This window comes from Spirosoma lituiforme, assembly GCF_054776635.1.
The window spans coordinates 391,967-411,556 of the sequence record NZ_BAAHBO010000003.1; the positions used below are offsets into that span (position 1 = coordinate 391,967).

27 protein-coding genes and 1 riboswitch are annotated in these 19,590 nt (G+C 49.1%); of the genes, 5 read left to right on the plus strand and 22 right to left on the minus strand.

Going from position 1 to position 19,590, the window contains the following annotated elements:
- Nucleotides 1-20 precede the first annotated feature (20 nt).
- From secY to rplC, 21 genes are all read right to left on the minus strand, one after another.
- Nucleotides 21-1,340 carry a preprotein translocase subunit SecY gene (gene secY / locus ACYU87_RS13885; protein WP_461134678.1) on the minus strand — a complete coding sequence of 440 codons (1,320 nt, stop codon included), beginning with the start codon at nucleotides 1,338-1,340 and terminating at the stop codon, nucleotides 21-23.
- Between the two features lie 32 nt (nucleotides 1,341-1,372).
- Nucleotides 1,373-1,849 (minus strand): 50S ribosomal protein L15, encoded by a 477-nt coding sequence (rplO, locus tag ACYU87_RS13890; RefSeq protein ID WP_461134679.1) that lies wholly within the window; start codon nucleotides 1,847-1,849, stop codon nucleotides 1,373-1,375.
- Between the two features lie 95 nt (nucleotides 1,850-1,944).
- The gene (rpmD, locus tag ACYU87_RS13895; protein ID WP_046577840.1) at nucleotides 1,945-2,124 is read right to left on the minus strand and encodes a 50S ribosomal protein L30; all 180 of its coding nucleotides are present in this window, start codon (nucleotides 2,122-2,124) and stop codon (nucleotides 1,945-1,947) included.
- 18 nt (nucleotides 2,125-2,142) lie between these two features.
- Nucleotides 2,143-2,661 (minus strand): 30S ribosomal protein S5, encoded by a 519-nt coding sequence (gene rpsE / locus ACYU87_RS13900; protein ID WP_012930225.1) that lies wholly within the window; start codon nucleotides 2,659-2,661, stop codon nucleotides 2,143-2,145.
- A 3-nt stretch (nucleotides 2,662-2,664) separates the two neighbouring features.
- On the minus strand, nucleotides 2,665-3,018 hold the full coding sequence (gene rplR, locus ACYU87_RS13905) for a 50S ribosomal protein L18 (protein WP_461134680.1): 354 nt from the start codon (nucleotides 3,016-3,018) through the stop codon (nucleotides 2,665-2,667).
- Between the two features lie 98 nt (nucleotides 3,019-3,116).
- Nucleotides 3,117-3,674 (minus strand): 50S ribosomal protein L6, encoded by a 558-nt coding sequence (rplF, locus tag ACYU87_RS13910; RefSeq protein ID WP_461134681.1) that lies wholly within the window; start codon nucleotides 3,672-3,674, stop codon nucleotides 3,117-3,119.
- Between the two features lie 13 nt (nucleotides 3,675-3,687).
- Nucleotides 3,688-4,086 (minus strand): 30S ribosomal protein S8, encoded by a 399-nt coding sequence (rpsH, locus tag ACYU87_RS13915; RefSeq protein WP_461134682.1) that lies wholly within the window; start codon nucleotides 4,084-4,086, stop codon nucleotides 3,688-3,690.
- Between the two features lie 90 nt (nucleotides 4,087-4,176).
- The gene (gene rpsN / locus ACYU87_RS13920) at nucleotides 4,177-4,446 is read right to left on the minus strand and encodes a 30S ribosomal protein S14 (protein ID WP_100989112.1); all 270 of its coding nucleotides are present in this window, start codon (nucleotides 4,444-4,446) and stop codon (nucleotides 4,177-4,179) included.
- 23 nt (nucleotides 4,447-4,469) lie between these two features.
- On the minus strand, nucleotides 4,470-5,024 hold the full coding sequence (gene rplE, locus ACYU87_RS13925) for a 50S ribosomal protein L5 (RefSeq protein WP_460936774.1): 555 nt from the start codon (nucleotides 5,022-5,024) through the stop codon (nucleotides 4,470-4,472).
- Nucleotides 5,025-5,044: 20 nt separating this feature from the next.
- Entirely contained in the window at nucleotides 5,045-5,416 is a 372-nt protein-coding gene (gene rplX, locus ACYU87_RS13930; protein ID WP_461134683.1) for a 50S ribosomal protein L24, read from the minus strand.
- Nucleotides 5,417-5,420: 4 nt separating this feature from the next.
- Nucleotides 5,421-5,789, minus strand: coding sequence for a 50S ribosomal protein L14 (gene rplN, locus ACYU87_RS13935; protein WP_018618706.1), 369 nt, complete (start codon nucleotides 5,787-5,789; stop codon nucleotides 5,421-5,423).
- A 3-nt stretch (nucleotides 5,790-5,792) separates the two neighbouring features.
- On the minus strand, nucleotides 5,793-6,158 hold the full coding sequence (gene rpsQ, locus ACYU87_RS13940; protein ID WP_461134684.1) for a 30S ribosomal protein S17: 366 nt from the start codon (nucleotides 6,156-6,158) through the stop codon (nucleotides 5,793-5,795).
- A gap of 12 nt (nucleotides 6,159-6,170) precedes the next feature.
- Nucleotides 6,171-6,365, minus strand: coding sequence for a 50S ribosomal protein L29 (rpmC, locus tag ACYU87_RS13945; protein ID WP_046577826.1), 195 nt, complete (start codon nucleotides 6,363-6,365; stop codon nucleotides 6,171-6,173).
- Between the two features lie 21 nt (nucleotides 6,366-6,386).
- Nucleotides 6,387-6,818, minus strand: coding sequence for a 50S ribosomal protein L16 (gene rplP / locus ACYU87_RS13950; RefSeq protein WP_046577824.1), 432 nt, complete (start codon nucleotides 6,816-6,818; stop codon nucleotides 6,387-6,389).
- Between the two features lie 86 nt (nucleotides 6,819-6,904).
- Complete coding sequence (rpsC, locus tag ACYU87_RS13955) at nucleotides 6,905-7,819, minus strand: 30S ribosomal protein S3 (RefSeq protein ID WP_461134685.1); 915 nt, start codon at nucleotides 7,817-7,819, stop codon at nucleotides 6,905-6,907.
- Between the two features lie 6 nt (nucleotides 7,820-7,825).
- Nucleotides 7,826-8,218 (minus strand): 50S ribosomal protein L22, encoded by a 393-nt coding sequence (gene rplV / locus ACYU87_RS13960; protein ID WP_461134686.1) that lies wholly within the window; start codon nucleotides 8,216-8,218, stop codon nucleotides 7,826-7,828.
- Between the two features lie 71 nt (nucleotides 8,219-8,289).
- Nucleotides 8,290-8,568, minus strand: a complete 279-nt coding sequence (rpsS, locus tag ACYU87_RS13965; protein ID WP_018618700.1) for a 30S ribosomal protein S19 — start codon at nucleotides 8,566-8,568, stop codon at nucleotides 8,290-8,292.
- 9 nt (nucleotides 8,569-8,577) lie between these two features.
- A complete protein-coding gene (rplB, locus tag ACYU87_RS13970; RefSeq protein WP_461067774.1) occupies nucleotides 8,578-9,402 on the minus strand; it encodes a 50S ribosomal protein L2 in 825 nt (274 codons plus the stop codon).
- 30 nt (nucleotides 9,403-9,432) lie between these two features.
- Entirely contained in the window at nucleotides 9,433-9,720 is a 288-nt protein-coding gene (gene rplW, locus ACYU87_RS13975) for a 50S ribosomal protein L23 (protein WP_182459897.1), read from the minus strand.
- Between the two features lie 2 nt (nucleotides 9,721-9,722).
- Nucleotides 9,723-10,352 (minus strand): 50S ribosomal protein L4, encoded by a 630-nt coding sequence (gene rplD, locus ACYU87_RS13980; protein ID WP_461134687.1) that lies wholly within the window; start codon nucleotides 10,350-10,352, stop codon nucleotides 9,723-9,725.
- 3 nt (nucleotides 10,353-10,355) lie between these two features.
- Nucleotides 10,356-10,976 carry a 50S ribosomal protein L3 gene (rplC, locus tag ACYU87_RS13985; RefSeq protein WP_461134688.1) on the minus strand — a complete coding sequence of 207 codons (621 nt, stop codon included), beginning with the start codon at nucleotides 10,974-10,976 and terminating at the stop codon, nucleotides 10,356-10,358.
- A gap of 462 nt (nucleotides 10,977-11,438) precedes the next feature.
- Between rplC and ACYU87_RS13990 the strand changes: the two genes are divergently transcribed.
- A complete protein-coding gene (locus ACYU87_RS13990; RefSeq protein ID WP_461134689.1) occupies nucleotides 11,439-12,386 on the plus strand; it encodes a sugar phosphate isomerase/epimerase family protein in 948 nt (315 codons plus the stop codon).
- Here ACYU87_RS13990 and ACYU87_RS13995 read toward each other — a convergent pair.
- Nucleotides 12,383-13,201 (minus strand): SDR family oxidoreductase, encoded by an 819-nt coding sequence (locus tag ACYU87_RS13995; protein ID WP_461134690.1) that lies wholly within the window; start codon nucleotides 13,199-13,201, stop codon nucleotides 12,383-12,385. The genes ACYU87_RS13990 and ACYU87_RS13995 overlap by 4 nt on opposite strands.
- Nucleotides 13,202-13,250: 49 nt before the next feature.
- Between ACYU87_RS13995 and ACYU87_RS14000 the strand changes: the two genes are divergently transcribed.
- From ACYU87_RS14000 to ACYU87_RS14015, 4 genes are all read left to right on the plus strand, one after another.
- Nucleotides 13,251-14,594 carry a M16 family metallopeptidase gene (locus ACYU87_RS14000; RefSeq protein ID WP_461134691.1) on the plus strand — a complete coding sequence of 448 codons (1,344 nt, stop codon included), beginning with the start codon at nucleotides 13,251-13,253 and terminating at the stop codon, nucleotides 14,592-14,594.
- A gap of 78 nt (nucleotides 14,595-14,672) precedes the next feature.
- Nucleotides 14,673-16,049: a M16 family metallopeptidase gene (locus ACYU87_RS14005; protein WP_461134692.1), complete on the plus strand. Its 1,377-nt coding sequence runs from the start codon at nucleotides 14,673-14,675 to the stop codon at nucleotides 16,047-16,049.
- Nucleotides 16,050-16,106: 57 nt separating this feature from the next.
- A riboswitch (cobalamin riboswitch) is annotated at nucleotides 16,107-16,316 on the plus strand.
- An 89-nt stretch (nucleotides 16,317-16,405) separates the two neighbouring features.
- Entirely contained in the window at nucleotides 16,406-18,355 is a 1,950-nt protein-coding gene (locus ACYU87_RS14010; protein WP_461134693.1) for a TonB-dependent receptor plug domain-containing protein, read from the plus strand.
- Nucleotides 18,352-19,401 (plus strand): YncE family protein, encoded by a 1,050-nt coding sequence (locus ACYU87_RS14015; RefSeq protein ID WP_461134694.1) that lies wholly within the window; start codon nucleotides 18,352-18,354, stop codon nucleotides 19,399-19,401. Before ACYU87_RS14010 ends, ACYU87_RS14015 begins: the two co-directional genes overlap by 4 nt.
- Nucleotides 19,402-19,590: the final 189 nt, after the last annotated feature.

Here is a 19,590-nt window from a genome sequence, read left to right on the forward strand (position 1 = left end):
GTCGGAACTGCTCATAATACTTAGGCGGCTACAGTCTCACTATTAGCACGTCCCTGTACTCGACCTGACTTCATCAGACCCTCGTAGCGACGCATTAATAGATAACTCTCAACTTGTTGCAATGTATCGAGCACAACACCAACCATGATCAATAGCGACGTCCCACCGAAAAACTGTGCAAAACCACTTGTCATACCTAGCAAGTTGGCAATAGCAGGCAAGATTGCCACGATGGCTAACATAACAGCGCCTGGCAAGGTGATACGGTCGAGTACAGTCCCGATGTATTCTGATGTCTGGATACCTGGCTTAACACCTGGAATAAATCCACCACTGCGCTTCATATCGTCAGCGATCTGAACGGGATTAACCGAGATTGCTGTATAGAAGAACGTGAAGATGATAATCAGCAGAGAGAACAACAGGTTGTACTGCCAAGTAGTATAGCTTTGAAATGCATTTTGCACGCTAGCGGCAAAATCACTCTTCTCAGCAAATAATCCTGCAACGTACGTTGGGATGAACATTAACGCCTGAGCAAAAATGATCGGCATAACACCAGCTGCATTTAATTTCAGGGGTAGATATTGACGTTGACCACCCACCACTTTATTACCAATTACCTGTTTTGCATATTGAATTGGAATACGACGGACAGCCTGTGTCAGAACGACCGCACCCATAATCACGAAGAACAGGCCAACTAGTTCCAGAACGAAGATCAAACTACCACCTGTACCACGTGAAAGAGCTTCACCATAGATAGCACCTGGTAGCCGTGAGACAATCCCGATCATGATGATCATCGAGATACCATTGCCAATACCTTTATCTGTAATTCGTTCGCCCAGCCACATACAAAAAATGGTGCCGGCCGTCAGAATAAACAAAGAAGAAATCGTAAACAATCCCCGATCAATCAATAACGCTTCCTGAGGAATCGTTGTCCGAATGTAGGTAATTGCCTGTACTGCCGTTACACCAATCGTAAGCACCCGAGTAATTTGATTCAATCGCTTGCGACCTGATTCGCCTTCCTTCTGCATTTTCTGGAAGTAAGGCAAGGCTAGTGTAAGCAACTGGATAGCAATCGACGCCGAAATGTACGGCATGATTCCCAATGCAAAAATTGACGCTTTGCTGAACGCTCCACCCAAAAAGGTGTCCAACAAACCAAGTAATCCCTGTGGATTAAGGTTTAATTTGTTGGGGTCAACGCCAGGCAATACAATAGCCGAACCAAGACGAAACGCCGTTATAAATAACAGCGTGTTCAGGATACGACCCCGCAGCTCGTCAATTGCAAAAATGTTTTTAAACGTGGTGATGAGTCGATTCATAAAAGTATGTCGGCCGTTACGGTGCTCACAACTTAGTTAGCTGCTTCCTCTTTTGCTTGTTTGGTAGGCACAATAGCCTTACCACCTGCTTTTTCAATCGCTTCTTTCGCGCTGCTTGAGAAAGCATGAGCATGAATTTCAACTGCTGTAGTCAATTCACCCCGGCTAAGTACTTTAACCAGATCTTTCTTGCTGGCCAAGCCGTGCTGAAGCAGGAACTCCATGTCAACTAAAGTAACGTTGGTCTCATCGACCAGTGCCTGAATGGAATCCAGGTTGAGAGGCTTATACTCGACGCGGTTGATATTTTTGAAGCCGAATTTAGGAACACGACGTTGAAGCGGCATCTGACCACCTTCAAAGTGTGTTTTACGACTGTAACCTGAACGCGATTGCGCTCCTTTGTGACCACGCGTGGACGTTCCGCCCATGCCTGATCCTTGTCCGCGTCCGACTCGCTTGCGCTCTCTGACGGAACCTTTTGCCGGTCTAAGGTTGCTTAAATTCATTGGTATATTAATAAAAAGATGATTCTTTTGGCTCTTCGATGCCAAGGTAACCAACGGTCACTGTGGCCTAAAAACCAAAAGAATCGCAAAGATAATTAAATTTCTTCAACCTTTACCAGGTGCTGCACCTTATTGATTGCCCCTTTCAACGCGTCGTTGTATTCTAACTCGACACTACGGTTGATTTTACCCAAGCCTAATGACTTGATTGCGTTTTTCTGAGATAGCGGTCGTTTAATGGTGCTGCTGACCTGCGTGATGCGTACTCGTGCCATGTCTATTGCTCCTTTATATTAACCGTTAAATACTTTCGCTAAACTGATCTGGCGCTGGAAAGCCACTTGGTGAGGTAGCCGCATCTTCAACAATGCATCAAGCGTAGCTTTTACCACGTTGTGAGGATTCGACGATCCTTTCGATTTCGCCAGAATGTCATGAATACCAGCCGACTCAAGAACAGCCCGCATAGCACCACCGGCAATCACACCTGTACCCGGAGCAGCTGGCTTCAGCAGGACAAAGCCACCGCTGAATTTACCTTCCATCTCGTGAGGAACCGTACGCTTTAGGAGAGGAATTTGTACCAGATTTTTCTTGGCATCTTCTACTCCTTTCGCAATGGCATCAGTTACTTCATTGGCTTTGCCTAATCCGTAACCAACGACACCGTTACCGTCTCCAACCACGACAATTGCCGAGAAGCTGAACCGGCGACCACCTTTTACCACCTTCGCTACGCGGTTGATGGCTACGACCTTTTCTTTAAGGTCGGCTTCGTTAAATTTTGTCGGTCTTGCTGAATTGATGTTCATCGCTTAGAACTTAAGGCCTCCCTCGCGGGCTGCATCGGCCAATGCTTTTACTTTACCGTGATATAAGTAGCCATTGCGGTCGAACACAGCTGCGCTGATATTCTTGGCAACTGCTTTCTCGGCCAACCGCTGGCCTACTTTCTTCGCCGTGTCGACGGTATTTCCTTCGACTTCGCTTTTCAGTTCAACCGATGATGCAGCCGCCAGTGTATGACCCGTGACATCATCAATCAATTGTGCGTAAATCGCTTTGTTAGAACGGAAAACCGATAGACGGGGACGTTCGGCAGTGCCAGAAACTTTCGCCCGGATACCAAACTTGATCCGCTGTCTTCTTTCTTGTTTATTCGTTGCCATGTTATTTGATTCCGACCAAATAGGCGTTTAAAAGTTTTCTGTTTTCTATTTGCGGCCTGCTGACTTGTAAACAAACCGCAAATAGAAAACCACAAACATTATTTCTTCGAAGAAGATTTACCAGCTTTCCGGCGAACTTGTTCACCGATGAAGCGGATACCTTTGCCTTTGTAAGGCTCAACTTTACGCAGGGAACGGATTTTAGCAGCTACATCACCTAAAAGCTGTTTATCTGAACCTTCCAGATATACTTTTGGATTTTGCCCTTTCTCCGTTACAGCCGTAACTTTGATCTCGGTCGGAACAGCTAAAAACACGTTGTGTGAATAGCCAAGTTGCAGTTCGAGAATATTGTTAGCAACCGACGCCTTATACCCTACCCCGATTACTTCGAGATCCAGTTTAAAACCTTCGCTTACTCCTGTTACCATATTGTTGACAAGCGACCGGTACAGACCATGCAGCGCTTTGTGACGCTTCTGTTCAGTTGGGCGGCTCACCTGAATGTGACCATCTTCAATAGCTACCGAAATATCCGGATCAACTGATTGAGTCAGGGTTCCTTTTGGCCCTTTAACCGTTACCACGTTCTGATCATCGACAGACAGTGTAACGTTGCTAGGGAGGGTGATTGGTTTCTTACCTATGCGTGACATCGTTCAGTTCGGATTAATATACGTAACACAATACTTCTCCACCAACGTTCAGCGTCTTCGCTTCTTTATCTGTCATCACACCTTTGGAGGTAGAAATGATTGCTACACCCAGACCATTCAGGATACGTGGCAGGCTATCGGCTCCCCGATACTGACGCAGACCTGGACGGCTGATGCGTTGTATGTCAACGATAGCAGGCTGCTTCGTCGTTGGATTGTACTTCAGGGCAATTTTGATAGAGCCTTGGGGGGTGCTGTCATCGAACTTGTAGTTCTGGATGTACCCTTTTTCGTACAAAACCTTGGTGATCTCTTTTTTTATGTTCGAAGCAGGGATCTCTACAACCCGGTGCTTAGCCCGGATGGCGTTTCTGACTCGTGTCAGAAAGTCTGCTATTGGATCTGTATTCATTCTTAGCGTTGCGTTACTTGCAAACCCCTCTTTTTGAGAAAGTTCGCAAAATTACGGAAACTGAATTACAAATAGAAATGGAATCTGGAATTACCAGCTTGCTTTAGTTACACCTGGAATTTTACCGGCTGATGCCATTTCCCGGAATGTTACCCGTGAAATACCAAACTTGCGCATGTAGCCCCGAGGACGGCCCGTTAATTTGCACCGATTGTGCAAACGAACAGCGGACGAATTCTTAGGCAGTTTATCCAGACCGATGTAGTCGCCAGCCGCTTTCAAAGCAGCCCGCTTTACAGCGTACTTAGCTACCAGTGCTTCACGTTTCCGTTCCCGTGCTTTTATTGATTCTTTTGCCATTGTCTTAACCTTTTTGTCGGTTGTTATTTATCACTTTTAGCAAACGGCATGCCCATGGCTTTCAGCAACTCGTAACTCTCATTGTCGGTATTGGCGGTCGTCACAAACGTGATGTCCATCCCCGAAATGCGGGCTACTTTATCAATGCTGATTTCGGGGAAGATGATTTGCTCCTGCACACCGAATGTGTAGTTACCACGGCCATCAAACCCTTTATCACTGATGCCTTTGAAGTCACGAACACGGGGTAGCGATACAGCTGTTAACCGGTCCAGAAACTCGTACATCTTCACACCACGTAGCGTAACTTTCGCACCGATGGGCATTTTTTCCCGTAGTTTGAAGTTCGAGACAGCTTTCTTCGACAGAGTCGGAACAGCTTTCTGGCCCGTGATGGTCGTCAATTCTTCGACGCCCACGTCTACCAATTTTTTATCGGCGACAGCGGCTCCTATACCTTTGTTGATAACAATTTTAGTAAGACGGGGCACTTGCATGACCGACTTGTACTGAAATTTGTCCTTCAACTGAGGTACGATTTCGCTTAAATATTTTTCTTTCAGTCTTGGCGTTGCCATTTTCTTAGACCTGCTTAAGGTTATTTGCGACCTGCTTCGGCGGACCGATCAGGAATAAAGTTGCCCGTTTTCTTAGAGAAACGCTGCAGCTTTCCCTTTTCGTTTGCTTTACGACCCGTACGGGTAGGTTCGCCAGTGGCGGGATCAACCAGTTTCAGATTACTGATGTGAACTGATCCTTCCGTTTTTTCCAGGCTCCCCTGCGGATTAGAAGCCGTTGGCTTCAAGTGTTTAGTAATCATAGCAACGCCCTCAACACGAGCACGATCTTTCTCTACGATTATTTCTTTCACCACACCGCGCTGACCTTTTGAGTTACCACCAATCACCAGAACTGTATCGCCTGATTTGATGTGGAATTTGTGCTTCGGTAGCGTTATTTTCTTCTCCATTGCCTTACAATACTTCTGGGGCTAATGATACGATTTTCATAAACTGCTTCTCGCGCAATTCACGAGCCACTGGCCCAAAAATCCGGGTACCCCGTGGTTCATCGTTGTTATTGAGCAATACGGCTGCGTTGTCTTCAAAGCGGATGTATGATCCGTCTTTACGACGTACTTCCTTCTTGGTCCGAACAACGACGGCTTTAGATACCGTACCTTTTTTCATGCTACTGGACGACAGAGCCTGTTTCACCGTCACGACAATCTTGTCACCGACTGATGCATACCGCTTGCCTGTACCGCCCAGGACGCGGATAACCAGCACTTCTTTCGCGCCACTGTTATCGGCTACTCCTAATCTTGATTCTTGCTGTACCATGGCTTACTTCGCTTTTTCGATGATTTCGACTAAACGCCAACGTTTATTCTTGCTCATTGGGCGGGTTTCCATAACACGAACCGTGTCACCGATACCACACTCATTCTTCTCGTCATGAACAGTCAGTTTTTTCGTCTTGTTCATAAACTTACCGTACATCGGGTGTTTCACTTTACGATCAATCGCAACAGTGATGGTCTTCTGCATTTTATTGCTGGTTACCCGTCCGATACGCTCTTTACGAGCGTTGCGCTCCGAAGCCGTTTCTGCGGTGCTCGTTGTTGGAGCGGCTGCTGTCGGCTGTTCTGTTGCTGCTGCCGCTGGAGCTTGTTCTTCTACCTGCGGTGCTGGTGCTTGTTGCTCTTCCATTGTCGTGTCTTGTTAGGCTTGCCGCGATTTAACCGTCAGTTCTGTATTCAGACGAGTAATCCGTTTCCGGCTCTCGCGGATGCGCATTGGGTTCTCAATTGGAGATACCGCATGAGCGAACCTTAGCTTCAACAGTCGGTCTTGTTCAGCACCTAATTCGGTACGTAACTCGTCGGCCGACAATCCTTTTAAATCTTCTTTTTTCATTTTGCTCGTCGCTTAGGGGTACTATTCTTCGCCTTGCTCCTGATAATCACGCCGGACAACGAATTTCGTCCGAACTGGCAATTTCTGAGCGGCCAGGCGCAGGGCTTCCATACCCGTTGCCAAATCAACGCCCGTCGTCTCGAACATAATCGTACCGGGCTTTACTACGGCTACCCAGTATTCTGGGGCACCTTTACCTTTACCCATCCGAACTTCGGCTGGCTTCTTGGTAATTGGTTTATCGGGGAAAATGCGAATCCAAACCTGACCTTCGCGTTTCATGGCCCGCGTTACTGAAATACGAGCGGCTTCAATCTGACGGGCGGTGATCCGACCCGGCTCCAGTGATTTGATGCCGAATGTACCGAAGGCAATTTCATGACCGCGCGAAGCGATACCTGGAATTCTGCCTTTATGCTGCTTACGGAATTTAGTTCTTTTTGGCTGTAACATAGCTCTAAAAGTTAGCGTCGATAGTGGTTAGTTGTTGATCAGGAGTAAGGAACTACTGACTGTGGACTGACGACTGAGGACTGAATTTATCGTCTTGGGCCACCACCGCCACCACGGTTTCCACCCTGACCACCACCGCCACCGCGGTTTCCACCTTGGCCGCCACCGGCATTACCACCACGGTTTCCACCCTGGCCGCCACCAGCAGCATTACCACCACGACCACCGCGATCATTACCGCCACGGTTACGACCACCCCGGTCATTACCATCACGATCACCACGAGGGCCACGACGATCACCCCGATCATTTGCCGCAGCCGTACGCTCACCGGCTTGCGCCTGGCTCATCATAGCCGCTGGGGACAGATCGCGCTTACCGTATACTTCACCCTTGAAAATCCACACCTTGATGCCGATTTTTCCGTAAACGGTTTGAGCTTCAGAGATAGCATAGTCAATATCGGCACGCAACGTATGAAGTGGTACACGACCTTCCTTATACTGTTCTGAGCGGGCAATTTCAGCTCCACCCAAACGACCTGATACTTTTACTTTGATGCCTTGTGCACCTACCCGAATCGCCGATTGGATAGCCTGCTTCATAGCACGACGGAACGAAATACGAGCCTGTAATTGCTGAGCGATTGCTTCACCAACTAGTTTGGCATCAATTTCAGGGCGTTTGATTTCGAAGATATTGATCTGGACATCTTTGCCCGTGATCTTTTTCAGCTCTTCTTTGATCTTATCAACCTCACCACCACCTTTACCGATAACGATACCCGGACGAGCCGTATGGATGGTTAGTGTAACGCGCTTCAGAGTACGTTCGATGACGACCCGTGCAATGGCGCCCTTGGGAATACGAGCAGCGATGTATTTCCGGATTTTTTCGTCTTCTACGAGTTTTTCCGCAAATTCTTTACCGCCGTACCAGCTTGACTCCCAGCCCCGAACAATACCAAGTCGCAGGCCAATTGGATTTATTTTTTGTCCCATTTCTGTCTATTGTTCGTTTTCAGGGGTAGAAACTTCAGCCTGAGTCAATACCGTATCAGCTGCGCTGTCAACCACAAGTGTAATGTGGTTTGACCGCTTACGGATCCGGTGACCGCGACCTTGTGGTGCTGGACGCAGACGCTTTAGCATCGGACCTCCATCAACAAAGACCGTCTTTATATAAAGATCAGCATCTTCGATGCGGGCATCTTCATTTTTTTGCTGCCAGTTGGCAACGGCCGACAAAAGCACTTTTTGCAATACGTCGGCACCAGCTTGTGGCTGGTATTTTAATAGACCCAACGCCCGGCTAACGCGCTGACCACGAATGAGGTCAGCAATTAACCGCATCTTGCGGGGAGACGTGGGCACATCTTTAAGTTTTGCTACTGCTTCCATTTGTTTGGTTTTTGGTTTTCGGTTCACGGTTTACAGCTAATCAAAACCGTAAACTGAATACCGTAAACTGCTTATCGTTTGCCCTTGTCTTTCTTGGCGGTGTGTCCCCGGAAGTTACGTGTCGGTGAAAATTCACCAAGCTTGTGACCTACCATGTTCTCCGTTACATAAACCGGGATGAACTTGTTGCCGTTGTGCACAGCGAAGGTGTGGCCTACGAAATCCGGCGAAATCATCGAACGACGCGACCAGGTTTTGATGACCGATTTCTTGCCCGAATCGTTCTGCGTCTGGACTTTATTGTCTAAACGAAAATCAATATAGGGGCCTTTTTTGAGTGAACGTGCCATTGTTATCTGTTACTTTTTGCGTCGGCTAATAATCATGCTTTCAGATGCCTTGTTCTTGTTACGGGTCTTTTGACCTTTGGCGAACTGGCCATTACGTGAACGTGGGTGACCACCGGATGCCCGGCCTTCACCACCACCCATTGGGTGATCGACTGGGTTCATCACGACAGCACGAACGCGGGGGCGACGACCTAACCAACGGCTACGGCCAGCTTTACCCATGACAACGTTCATATGGTCGGGGTTCGATACCGAACCAACCGTTGCCATACCGGCGCTCAAAACCCGGCGTGTTTCACCCGAAGGCAAACGCAGGATAGCGTATTTATCTTCACGACCTACTAACTGAGCGTACGTGCCAGCCGAACGGGCCATTGCACCACCTTTACCAGGTGTCAGCTCGATGTTATGAACAATCGTACCGATTGGCATCAGCGCCAGCGGCAGTGCATTACCAACGTCTGGTGTTGACCCTTCGCCCGACCGGATGGTCTGGCCAACGGTAATACCTTGTGGTGCGATGATGTAGCGTTTTTCGCCGTCAGGATATTGCACCAGCGAGATGCGGGCCGAACGGTTTGGATCGTATTCTACAGTCAAAACTTCGGCAGGTTGGCCGACTTTGTCGCGCTTGAAGTCAATAATCCGGTATTGCCGTTTGTGACCTCCTCCAATGTAGCGCATAGTGCGGTGACCTTCGTTATTACGGCCACCGGTTCTCTTAATGGGCTCCAGCAGACTCTTCTCTGGCTTGGAGGCTGTTATTTCCGCAAAGTCGGGTGCCACGCGAAAACGTGTACTCGGCGTTATTGGTCTTAGTTTTTTAACTCCCATGACTGATTAATTGGTAGAGCAATGCTCGGTTTATAAGTCAGCGTAGATATCAATTACTTCGCCTTCGGCAACCGTAACAATTGCTTTCTTGGTGGTTGGGGTCTTACCCGATACAACACGTCCGTTGATGTTCTTGCTGCGTTTCTTTCCGAAAACCCGGAATGTATTAACAGCTTCAACGTTTACGCCATACATCTTCTCGATGGCTTTGCCGATTTCGAGTTTGTTGGCTTTTAGTTCAACCTCAAAAGCATACTTCCCTTGCTTGTTAAGGCCCGTCATTTTTTCGGTGACGATTGGTCGTTTTAGTACGCTCATGATTATTTGTCGAACAACGTTTGGATGGTTGACAGGGCTTCTTCGCTGATGAGCAGTTGATCGGCGTTCATTAGATCGTAGGTATTAACCTGCGAAGCTGTCGTAACTTTCGTCTTCTGTACGTTCCGGCTCGATAAAACAACGTTTGTGTTTACGTCGGGCAGGATAAGCAGCGTTTTCTTACCCGTTACATTCAGATCGGTCAGGAACTGGATGTAATCTTTGGTACGGGGAGCTTCCAGCGAGATTCTGTCAATAACTGAAATCCGTTCAGCTTTAGCTTTTACCGCGTAAGCCGACTGGCGAGCCAGTGATTTCACTTTTTTGTTCAGTTTGAAGCTATAGTCGCGGGGACGTGGACCGAAAATGGTACCACCACCAATAAACACAGGTGATTTAGCACTACCTGCACGGGCACCACCTGTCCCTTTTTGCTTCTTTAATTTACGCGTTGAGTGGGCGTTTTCAGCACGCTCTTTCACTTTATGCGTTCCTTGCCGTTGGTTGGCTAAGTATTGTTTCACGTCGAGGTAAATCGCGTGTTGGTTCGGCTCGATACCGAAGACCTCTTCCGGAAGCGTGACCTTTTTGCCTGTGTCCTCGCCCTTGCTGTTATATACGATTACTTCCATGACCTACTTCTCGATAATAACGTATGAATTTTTGGCTCCTGGAATAGAACCGCTAACAACGAGCAGATTTTGCTCAGGCAGAACGCGCAATACGCGAAGGTTTTGAACCTTCACACGGTTACCGCCCGTACGGCCGGCCATCCGAAGACCTTTGAACACACGCGATGGGAACGAACAGGCACCAATCGAACCTGGGTGACGACCCCGGTTATGCTGACCGTGCGTCTGACCGCCAACCCCAGCGAATCCGTGACGTTTCACAACGCCCTGGAAACCACGACCTTTTGCGGTACCAACGACGTCAACGAAGTCAGTTTCTGCAAATACGTCGGCTACCGTAAGTGTTGTACCTAAATCAAGTGTCTGCTCGAATTCTTTGAATTCAACCAGCTTGCGTTTAGGTGTGGTGCCCGCTTTTTTGAAGTGGCCCAACTCCGGCTTGTTGCTGTGCTTTTCTTTCTTGTCGCCATAACCCAGTTGCACAGCCGTGTAGCCATCTTTCTCGACGCTACGGACTTGAGTTACGACACAGGGACCCGTCTCAATCACTGTACATGCCAGAGCCTGCCCGTCCGCATTGTACACGCTGGTCATCCCGATTTTCTTGCCAATTAAACCAGACATTTGTGTTTGTTTAAAGTAAGCAGGTAAAAAATAGGTAATCTTTTTCCGTTCGGACCTTCCGAATCGGGCCGCAAAGGTAGGCAAATATTCGAATGAATCCTATATCTGCTTAACAATCAGGCCCCGAAACAACAAAAAAGAGGTCGGGCGCACCGCACCTGACCTCAAATGGCGGACAAAACAATGCAGTGCAAGGTTTGTTTGCCGAAAAAGTCAGATGTGGTTTCTACTAAATCGTATAGATTTTAGCGGACCTTCACCCTCGTATGTCGTTATCTCGATATTCCGAGTTTGGGAGTGCAAAAGTATGAAATAGTTTGGAGAAATAGAAAATTTATTTTAAAGAAAGTTTTTTAAAGCCCACTCGTCTGGGGTAATCCAACTGCAAAATGGCATCTACCGAGTAGGTTTGCGTATTTTATACGTTTACTGTACGATTCATAAAACGCGCGCTTTCTCTTCATGTCTCAATTCATAACTCGTCGTCAAACGCTGGCTACCCTGACGGCCTCAGCAGGGGCCTCACTCATGTCTTCGCTGGAAGCTAAAGCTATGGCAACACCGAATGCTCAATCTCCATTTACACTTTGCCTCAACATGAGCACCATTCGGGGGCAAAAGCTTGGATTCGTAAAAGAGCTGGAGGCTGCTTCGAAAGGTGGTTTTCGGTCGGTTGAGGTGTGGATTGAAACCTTACAGACGTACCTGAAGTCTGGAGGAACAACGGCCGAGGCTCGTAAGATCCTGGCTGATTTGGGCATAAAAATTGAAAACGCCATCGGGTTCGCCCCCTGGATTATTGACGACGACGTGGCTCGTGCTAAGGGAGTTGCCCAGCTCAAAAGTGAAATGGAAATGCTGGCTGAAGTAGGCTGCAAACGCGTAGCCACACCACCAATCGGCGCACAGTCTCCGGGTAGTCCTAAAGTTGATCTGTATAAGGCCGCCGAACGGTATCGCACCATACTGGAATTAGGCGATAAAACGGGAGTTGTCCCCCAGCTGGAGTTATGGGGGTTCTCGCCCAACCTAAGTCGGCTAAGCGAAGTTATGTTCGTGGCCATTGAGAGTGGACACCCATCAGCCAGAGTGTTGCTGGATATTTATCACCTCTATAAGGGCGGTTCAGGCAATGTGAGCTTGCCGCTGGTTGGCAAACCGGCTATTGAGGTTTTTCATGTGAATGATTACACCGCTAACTTCACTCGGGAAAAGATTGTCGATGCTGATCGGGTATTTCCGGGCGATGGTGTTGCTCCGATTCGAGAGACGTTGAAGCTAATCAAGCGCACCGACCAACCCATTGTTGTATCGCTGGAAGTATTCAACAAAGAGTATTACGCACAGGACGCCCTGACTGTAACGAAAACGGCCATGACGAAGATGAAAGCCATGGTAGCCGGACTCTAGTAGGCCCAGGCCATGAGGCCGCCATCTGCCGAGATTGTCTGTCCCGTTACATAACCAGACGCGGGCATGCACAGGAACGAAACGACAGATGCTACTTCCTCCGGCTCCCCAACACGGTTCATGGGTGTTCGTTTAAGGATACCCGCTAATTTTTCGGGGTTGGTGAGTACGGGGGTTGCCAGTGGCGTTTTGATGTACCAGGGTGCTACGGCGTTTACGCGGATGCCGTCAGATGCCCATTCAACCGCCAGGTTTCGGGTAAGCTGGAGCATGGCTGCTTTGGTCATACCATATAGCGAGCCGCTGCTGGTATGTGCCAGGCCTGATACAGACGAAACCATCACTACTCGGCCCCCGGCTGGATGGCCCCCGACTGGATAGTCCCCGGCTGGACTGTTTCCACGTGCATCTCCCTTTAGGAGTGGATAGGCCGCCTGGGTCAGTTCATACGCCGAACGCAGATTGGTATTCAGCACATGGTTGTAGTCATCAGAGCTGTAGTCGGCTGTAGCCTTACGAATGTTCGTGCCCGCATTGTTAACCAGAATATCGAGGTTATCCCACACTTGCTTCACGGCCTCAATAACCTGAGTAGCTACTCCCGGCTGACTCACATCAACGGCCAAGCCTTCAACGGTATGCCCCTGCTGTCGGTACTCGGTTAGTTGTTGCTGAAGCAGTGTGTTGTCGCGGGCGATGATAAATACGGACGCGCCGAGGTCCAGAAATTGACGGACAATAGCTTCGCCGATGCCTTTGGTTCCGCCCGTTACGAGGGCACGTTGGCCGTCAAGCGACCAGAGCGATTGGTTCATGCGCTAAAGGTCACTAATTTTAGCTTTTCTCCAAACTAAAACCACTCACATGAACAAACGAATGGGGTTTTCGGCCGTCTTGATACTCTCGGCGAGTATCGTGCTGGCACAAAGTAAGCCCAAGCCGGAGGACGTACAAACGTTCACCCTGAAGAACGGCATGAAATTCATGGTTCTTGAAGACCACTCTATTCCCAACGCCAACTTTTATTCGTTCTGGAAAGTCGGCTCCCGCAATGAGGTCCACGGCATCACGGGCCTGTCGCACTTTTTTGAGCACATGATGTTCAACGGGGCCAAGAAATACGGTCCCAAACAATTCGACCGGGTGATGGAAGCCAACGGCGGCTCGAACAATGCCTACACGACCGAAAATACGACCGTATACACCGACTGGTTTCAAAGTGGTGCGCTCGAAACGATTTTCGACCTAGAAGCCGACCGGATCCGGGATCTGGCAATTGATCCGAAAATGGTAGAAAGCGAGCGGGGCGTGGTCTTATCCGAGCGCAGTACGGGTCTGGAGAACAGCAACTACCGGGTCATTAGCGAACTGGTTCAGTCGGTAGCGTTTGTCGAACACCCGTATATGTTTCCCGTAATTGGCTTTGAGTCGGATATTAAAAAGTGGACACAGGCTGATCTGGAGAAATACTTCAAAACTTATTATTCGCCAAATAATGCTATAGCGGTTGTCGTGGGCGATGTTACAACGGCTCAGGTAAAAAAACTGGCGGAGCAGTACATCGGCTCGATTCCGGCCCAGAAACTACCGGATAGTTTACGTACGGTGGAGCCGCCCCAAAACGGCGAACGGCGGGCAACAACGTACAAGGATGTGGCAACGCCAAATATTCTGCTTGCCTACCATGTTCCGGCCACGCGTCACCCCGATTATTATGCGCTGGATTTACTCAGCGGGGTGTTGAGTTCCGGCAATTCGTCGCGGCTGGTTAAATCGCTGGTGCTGGACTCAACGGTAGCGTCTCGGGTATTTACCAACGTAGAAATGTCATTTGACCCCAGCCTGTTCTCCGTCTATGCCATTGCCGGTAGTGGTATCTCGGCAGACCAACTGGAGCGGTCGGTCTTGTATCAAATCGACAAGGTCATTAACGAAGGAATTACTGATGCGGAGTTACAGAAGCTGAAGAACCAGAAACTCATGGAGTTTTACCGAACGATGGAATCGATCAACGGAAAAGCGAACTCACTTGGCACATATGAACTGTTCTTTGGTGATTACAAAAAGCTCTACGAAGCCCCGGCGCTTTATGAAAAGGTGACTAAAGAAGACGTTCAGCGAGTAGCGAAAACGTACCTGACAAGCCGCAACCGCACGGTTGGTTACCTCTTGCCGGAACCGAACGTAAATTCTGCCAAAAACAATTGATTCTACCGCAATGGCCTGGCGGCATGGGCAGTTGCCTATAAACGCTTTATGTCACTGATATCACCAGAAACGTTTACAATGAAACATATAATTACCTTACTCCTTGCCCTTATTGCCACGGGAGCGTCGCTGGCGCAAACGTTCAGGGTGCCCCCCTACCAGAAGTTCAAGCTCCGGAACGGTCTGACGATTTATTTGATGGAGCAACATGAGGTACCGCTCATCAATGTCTCGGCCGTTTTCGATGCGGGCGCTGTGCAGGATGGTAGCCGGTATGGTTTAGCTAACATGACGGCGGAGGCTCTGTTGTTCGGCAGTTCGAAGTATACGAAAGCCCAACTGGAAGAAAAGATTGAATACGTAGGAGCCAGTGTGGATACCTACGCTGGAAAAGAAGTAGCCAAACTGACCTCGTCGTTTGCGGTAAAAGACCAGGATCTACTGTTCAATATCATCCAGGATGTACTGACGAAGCCTACCTTCGACCAGGGTGAGTTTGATAAGTACAAGCAGCGCCAGTTGCTTCAGTTGACCCAGCAAAAAGAAAGTCCAAGGGGCGTAGTCGGCTCCTACTTCAATAAGTTTGTCTTCGAAGGTCATCCGTATGCCAATCCCATTACGGGTACACCAGCGTCGGTTTCAGCGGTTTCGGCTAATGATGCCCGGCAGTTCTATCAGAAGAACTTTACTACCGATCGGGGTGCGATTGCCATTGTGGGTGATTTCAATACGGCGGCTATGAAAAAGCGAATTACTGATTTATTCGGTAGCTGGAAAACAGCGCCAGCGACGTCGCCCGCCCTGACGGACCCGACGGTTGCTTTCGAGAAAAGCCGAGTGTTACTGGTTAACAAAGACGACGCCCGCGAAACTACGTTCCTGATTGGGGGAAAGGGCATTACACAGAATAACCCCGATTTTATTCCCGTCACGGTTGTCAATACAATTCTGGGCGGGCGCTTTACATCCTGGCTGAATGACGCTCTGCGAGTAAACTCGGGTTTGACCTATGGGGCAAGCAGTCGATTCAGTACGTTTCGTAAAAGTGGCACGTTCGCCGTTTCGACCTTCACCAAAGTTAGTACCACCACCCAGGCAATCGATATGGCTATTCAGGTTCTCGATAGCTTACACCGGACGGGTATCGACGAAAAAACACTGTCATCGGCCAAAAACTACGTTAAAGCTGATTTCCCGCCGAGGTATGAGTCGGCCAGCGAGTTGGCCAATTTGCTGACTGATATGTTCAGCCTTGGGTTCGATGAATCCTTCATTAACAACTTCCAGAAAAACGTCGACGGGCTGACAGTCGCCAAAACACGCCAGATCATCGACCAATATTTTCCGAAAGATAAACTCCAGTTTGTACTGATCGGCAAAGCCGAAACGATTCGGGATAATGTGAAAAAGTACGGTACCATTACCGAGAAAGAAATAAAAGCTGAAGGTTTTTAATAAGTGGGGCGGACAGGATATCCTGTCCGCCCCACTTGGTAAATAAAAATACCCTACCTTTGTCCTTGAGTTTTCGGTGCCTCATGCTGCTTCGTGGCAGCTTGCAAGGCTTAAAAGGGAAGTTGGTGCGAAACCAATGCTGTCCCCGCAACTGTAAGTCTTTAAAAAAATCGGTTCAATCTACGTGACCACTGCGCTGATTTTCAGCGTGGGAAGGTAAGACCCGACGAGACGAGCCAGGAGACCTGCCGTAAATCATCCGTTGTTCTGGCGTTCGGAGGAAACGCCCCAATCGCGTGCTGTGGGCCAGCTATTTGTTGGTCCGACGTTTTCGAGCACTCATTCTTAGTATACCGTTGAAACAAAGCACCCTTCGCTGGTGGGTTATTGCTCTATTGGTCGGCTTACTGGCTGGTCATCAAAGCACCGCGCAATCCGATTCGTCGGCGCGGTCGGCTGCTGTTGTGTCCTTATCGGCCGTAACCGTACGGGCTATCGCACCCGAGCGATTTTTGGCGGGCCAGAAACTTCAGCGTATAGACTCGGCAACCCTATTACAATTTCGCTTTGGTTCGTTAACGGACTTGCTGGCATTGACTACGCCGTTGGCGTTTAAGAGTTATGGATCCGGCCAACTGGCGACGGTATCGTTTCGGGGAACGTCGGCCAACCACACGGCTGTCCTGTGGAATGGCATTAACATCAACCAGCCTAATCTTGGCCAGACTGATTTCTCCACGCTGCCCGTAGCGGGTTTCGACCGGTTGGCGGTTCAATATGGTTCGTCGGCCAGCGTTGTGGGTTCGGATGCGGTGGGCGGCAGTATCTTATTGGGAAGCAGCCCTGTCTGGCAGCCGGGCATACGCATAACATTTGGCCATCAATTGGCTAGCTTTCAGAACAACCAGACTCAACTGGGCGCCCGCTATAGCGCAGGACTGGGTAACGCCTGGAACGTATCAGGCAAGACGTTTGCTTATCGAAACCAGTTCAATAACGCGTACCCATCGACCGAACGCCGGAATTACTTTCTGGAACAGTCAACGACCGCGCAACGGGGTCTCGTTCAGGATTTGTACTTTATGCACAAGAGTGGTCGGCAGGTATCCGTCAATGTCTGGCTAACGGACAACGATCTGGTTCTGGCTCCTCAGGATACCATTGCCCGTGAACGCACCCGCACCCAATCGGCACGCTTCCTAACGACCTACGAAACCAACCAGTTAACCCTTCGTCTTGGCTGGATTCATGACGTTCTGGACTACGCCAAGGGAAATTTTGCTTCGCCCAGCCATACCCAGACCGACCGTTTTATCAGCCGTGTCGAGCGGGAGTTTACGCTGATTCCCGCCAAAGCCAGTCGATCGCTGAGCCTTCGCGTCGGTGGTGAGTGGTCCCATTACAATACCCGGACAGATGGCTACGTAAGTACATTAATTAACGAAAATCGGGGCGATCTGTATGCGCTGTTTCGCCTGCAGACTATACGCTGGCTGGTATCGGCTAATGTACGGCAGGCGTTTGTTACCCGATTTAATCCACCCATCACGCCATCACTCGGCGCTGAATTCCGAATTGTGCAGCGCCCGGCCTTTGGTTTAACGGCTAAAGGATCCGTAAGCCGAAGCTACCGGGTACCAACGCTTAACGAACGCTACTGGGCTGACCTGGGCAATCCCAATCTGTTGCCCGAAAGCGGATTTAATCTTGAAGCCGGACTCGCGTCCAGCCTCGTTTTCAACGAACACCTCCAACTGACGACCGAAGCAACGGTGTATCGCAACCGGGTAGACAACTGGACATACTGGAATCCGGCGACCAATTATCACGTCGAGAATTTGCAGCTGGTTGTGGCTCGGGGTGGCGAATTGATTACTTCCCTGGCTTATGCTCATAACGGCTGGCGGGCGAGTTTACGGGTAGGCTATGCGCTGACGCGCTCATCGCAGGAGCGGGTGTATGACACGTATTCAGCGGATGTGATCGGGAAACAGCTGGTCTACGTGCCCATCCATACCGAAACGCTCAATGCTTATGTGCAACGTGGTCAGACACGGCTATCCATCCAAACGCAGGCTACTTCACGCCGGTACATCACCTTCGACAATAGCCAGTTTTTTAAGGGTGTTGCCCTAACGAATGTTATTCTCGAGACCACGACCAAAATCGGTCCGGTACCTGTTCGGTTACAGGGGCAGGTCAACAATGTATTTGATGCCCTTTCCTTCAGTGTCAAGCGCAATGCATTGCCCGGGCGGAACTGGGCGCTTAATTTGATTATCAATTTTCCATCTACTAAATCATGAAGTACCAAGTAACAAAAGGTCTTGCCCTCAGCTTGCTGGCCTTAAGCGTCTGGAACTGTAAAACCTCCGACCCTGAACCAACGCCCTATGAGTCGGGCGTGCTTATCATAAATGAAGGAAATTTCTCTGATAACAACGGGACAATTTCCTTTTTGTCACGCACTGGCAATACGGTCGCTACTAATATTTTGCAGGCAGCTAACCCATCTTTTTTGCCTAGTGGTTTAGTAGAGGGTTATACGGAAGTAAATGGTAAAGGATTAATTTTGATTGATAACACAGCACCCAATCAAGATAAGGTTGAAATCGTTGATACAGGGACGTTTAAATCACGTACTACGCTGAAAACACCAGACATTGAAAATCCACGTCAGGTTATTTCGGCAGGCCCGAATAAGGCTTATGTCAGTTGTTGGGACATTTCCGGCTCCGGTAACGCATTCTACAAAGATCCCGGTTATGTTGCTGTCGTGGATCTGAACACAGGTACACTCGTCAAGAAAATTCCGGCTGTTAAAGGTGTCGAAAAAATGGTCGTTGCCGGTACCGAAGCGTTTGTGGGAAGTAACGCCTACAGTGGTAACCAGACGCTGTTGATCATTGATCTGAATACGGATACAGAAAAGCAACGTATTGCTTTTGGCTCGACACCCGAACCTATTGCACTGGATGCCAACGGAAAGCTATGGATACAGGCCGGTAACGATCTCGTTCAGTTTAACCCCTCGGATCGGACAGTTGCCAAGCGACTGACGTTTGCTGCAGCACCCGGCTCCGTTACAATCAGCCCCGACAAGCGGACGTTTTATTACACCTTGAGCGGCAGAACATACCGGATCGGTATCGATGCCACAACAGCATCAGGCAGTCAGGTTATCGCCCGCTCGTTCAATTCCCTTGGTGTTGATCCGCAAACCAATCGCATTTATGGTAGCGTAATTCCATCTTACAAGCAGGCAGGTTACGTGCTGCGTTACGAGTCGAGCGGGGCCTTGGTTGATTCCGTGAGAGCGGAAATTGCTCCCTCCGGATTTTATTTCCGATAAACCGACGGCAGGCTGTTTCACAATCAGATCGATTGGCGCAACAGGCAACTACGTTCCAGAATCATAACTTGGTTATTACCGAGTTACGGTTGCTTACTTAAATTCCTAAAGTCAACAGGCGCGTTCTGGTTTCAAAACCGGGGGGCGCCTGTTGACTTTGGGTTAAACTCGGATTAATCCTTCACATTG

Excerpts from the sequence above, each read along its gene's own strand:
- secY (WP_461134678.1), bottom strand. The coding sequence starts at position 1,340 with ATGAATCGACTCATCACCACGTTTAAAAACATTTTTGCAATTGACGAG.
- rplO (WP_461134679.1), bottom strand. The coding sequence starts at position 1,849 with ATGAATTTAAGCAACCTTAGACCGGCAAAAGGTTCCGTCAGAGAGCGC.
- rpmD (WP_046577840.1), bottom strand. The coding sequence starts at position 2,124 with ATGGCACGAGTACGCATCACGCAGGTCAGCAGCACCATTAAACGACCG.
- rpsE (WP_012930225.1), bottom strand. The coding sequence starts at position 2,661 with ATGAACATCAATTCAGCAAGACCGACAAAATTTAACGAAGCCGACCTT.
- rplR (WP_461134680.1), bottom strand. The coding sequence starts at position 3,018 with ATGGCAACGAATAAACAAGAAAGAAGACAGCGGATCAAGTTTGGTATC.
- rplF (WP_461134681.1), bottom strand. The coding sequence starts at position 3,674 with ATGTCACGCATAGGTAAGAAACCAATCACCCTCCCTAGCAACGTTACA.
- rpsH (WP_461134682.1), bottom strand. The coding sequence starts at position 4,086 with ATGAATACAGATCCAATAGCAGACTTTCTGACACGAGTCAGAAACGCC.
- rpsN (WP_100989112.1), bottom strand. The coding sequence starts at position 4,446 with ATGGCAAAAGAATCAATAAAAGCACGGGAACGGAAACGTGAAGCACTG.
- rplE (WP_460936774.1), bottom strand. The coding sequence starts at position 5,024 with ATGGCAACGCCAAGACTGAAAGAAAAATATTTAAGCGAAATCGTACCT.
- rplX (WP_461134683.1), bottom strand. The coding sequence starts at position 5,416 with ATGGAGAAGAAAATAACGCTACCGAAGCACAAATTCCACATCAAATCA.
- rplN (WP_018618706.1), bottom strand. The coding sequence starts at position 5,789 with ATGGTACAGCAAGAATCAAGATTAGGAGTAGCCGATAACAGTGGCGCG.
- rpsQ (WP_461134684.1), bottom strand. The coding sequence starts at position 6,158 with ATGGAAGAGCAACAAGCACCAGCACCGCAGGTAGAAGAACAAGCTCCA.
- rpmC (WP_046577826.1), bottom strand. The coding sequence starts at position 6,365 with ATGAAAAAAGAAGATTTAAAAGGATTGTCGGCCGACGAGTTACGTACC.
- rplP (WP_046577824.1), bottom strand. The coding sequence starts at position 6,818 with ATGTTACAGCCAAAAAGAACTAAATTCCGTAAGCAGCATAAAGGCAGA.
- rpsC (WP_461134685.1), bottom strand. The coding sequence starts at position 7,819 with ATGGGACAAAAAATAAATCCAATTGGCCTGCGACTTGGTATTGTTCGG.
- rplV (WP_461134686.1), bottom strand. The coding sequence starts at position 8,218 with ATGGAAGCAGTAGCAAAACTTAAAGATGTGCCCACGTCTCCCCGCAAG.
- rpsS (WP_018618700.1), bottom strand. The coding sequence starts at position 8,568 with ATGGCACGTTCACTCAAAAAAGGCCCCTATATTGATTTTCGTTTAGAC.
- rplB (WP_461067774.1), bottom strand. The coding sequence starts at position 9,402 with ATGGGAGTTAAAAAACTAAGACCAATAACGCCGAGTACACGTTTTCGC.
- rplW (WP_182459897.1), bottom strand. The coding sequence starts at position 9,720 with ATGAGCGTACTAAAACGACCAATCGTCACCGAAAAAATGACGGGCCTT.
- rplD (WP_461134687.1), bottom strand. The coding sequence starts at position 10,352 with ATGGAAGTAATCGTATATAACAGCAAGGGCGAGGACACAGGCAAAAAG.
- rplC (WP_461134688.1), bottom strand. The coding sequence starts at position 10,976 with ATGTCTGGTTTAATTGGCAAGAAAATCGGGATGACCAGCGTGTACAAT.
- ACYU87_RS13990 (WP_461134689.1), top strand. The coding sequence starts at position 11,439 with ATGTCTCAATTCATAACTCGTCGTCAAACGCTGGCTACCCTGACGGCC.
- ACYU87_RS13995 (WP_461134690.1), bottom strand. The coding sequence starts at position 13,201 with ATGAACCAATCGCTCTGGTCGCTTGACGGCCAACGTGCCCTCGTAACG.
- ACYU87_RS14000 (WP_461134691.1), top strand. The coding sequence starts at position 13,251 with ATGAACAAACGAATGGGGTTTTCGGCCGTCTTGATACTCTCGGCGAGT.
- ACYU87_RS14005 (WP_461134692.1), top strand. The coding sequence starts at position 14,673 with ATGAAACATATAATTACCTTACTCCTTGCCCTTATTGCCACGGGAGCG.
- ACYU87_RS14015 (WP_461134694.1), top strand. The coding sequence starts at position 18,352 with ATGAAGTACCAAGTAACAAAAGGTCTTGCCCTCAGCTTGCTGGCCTTA.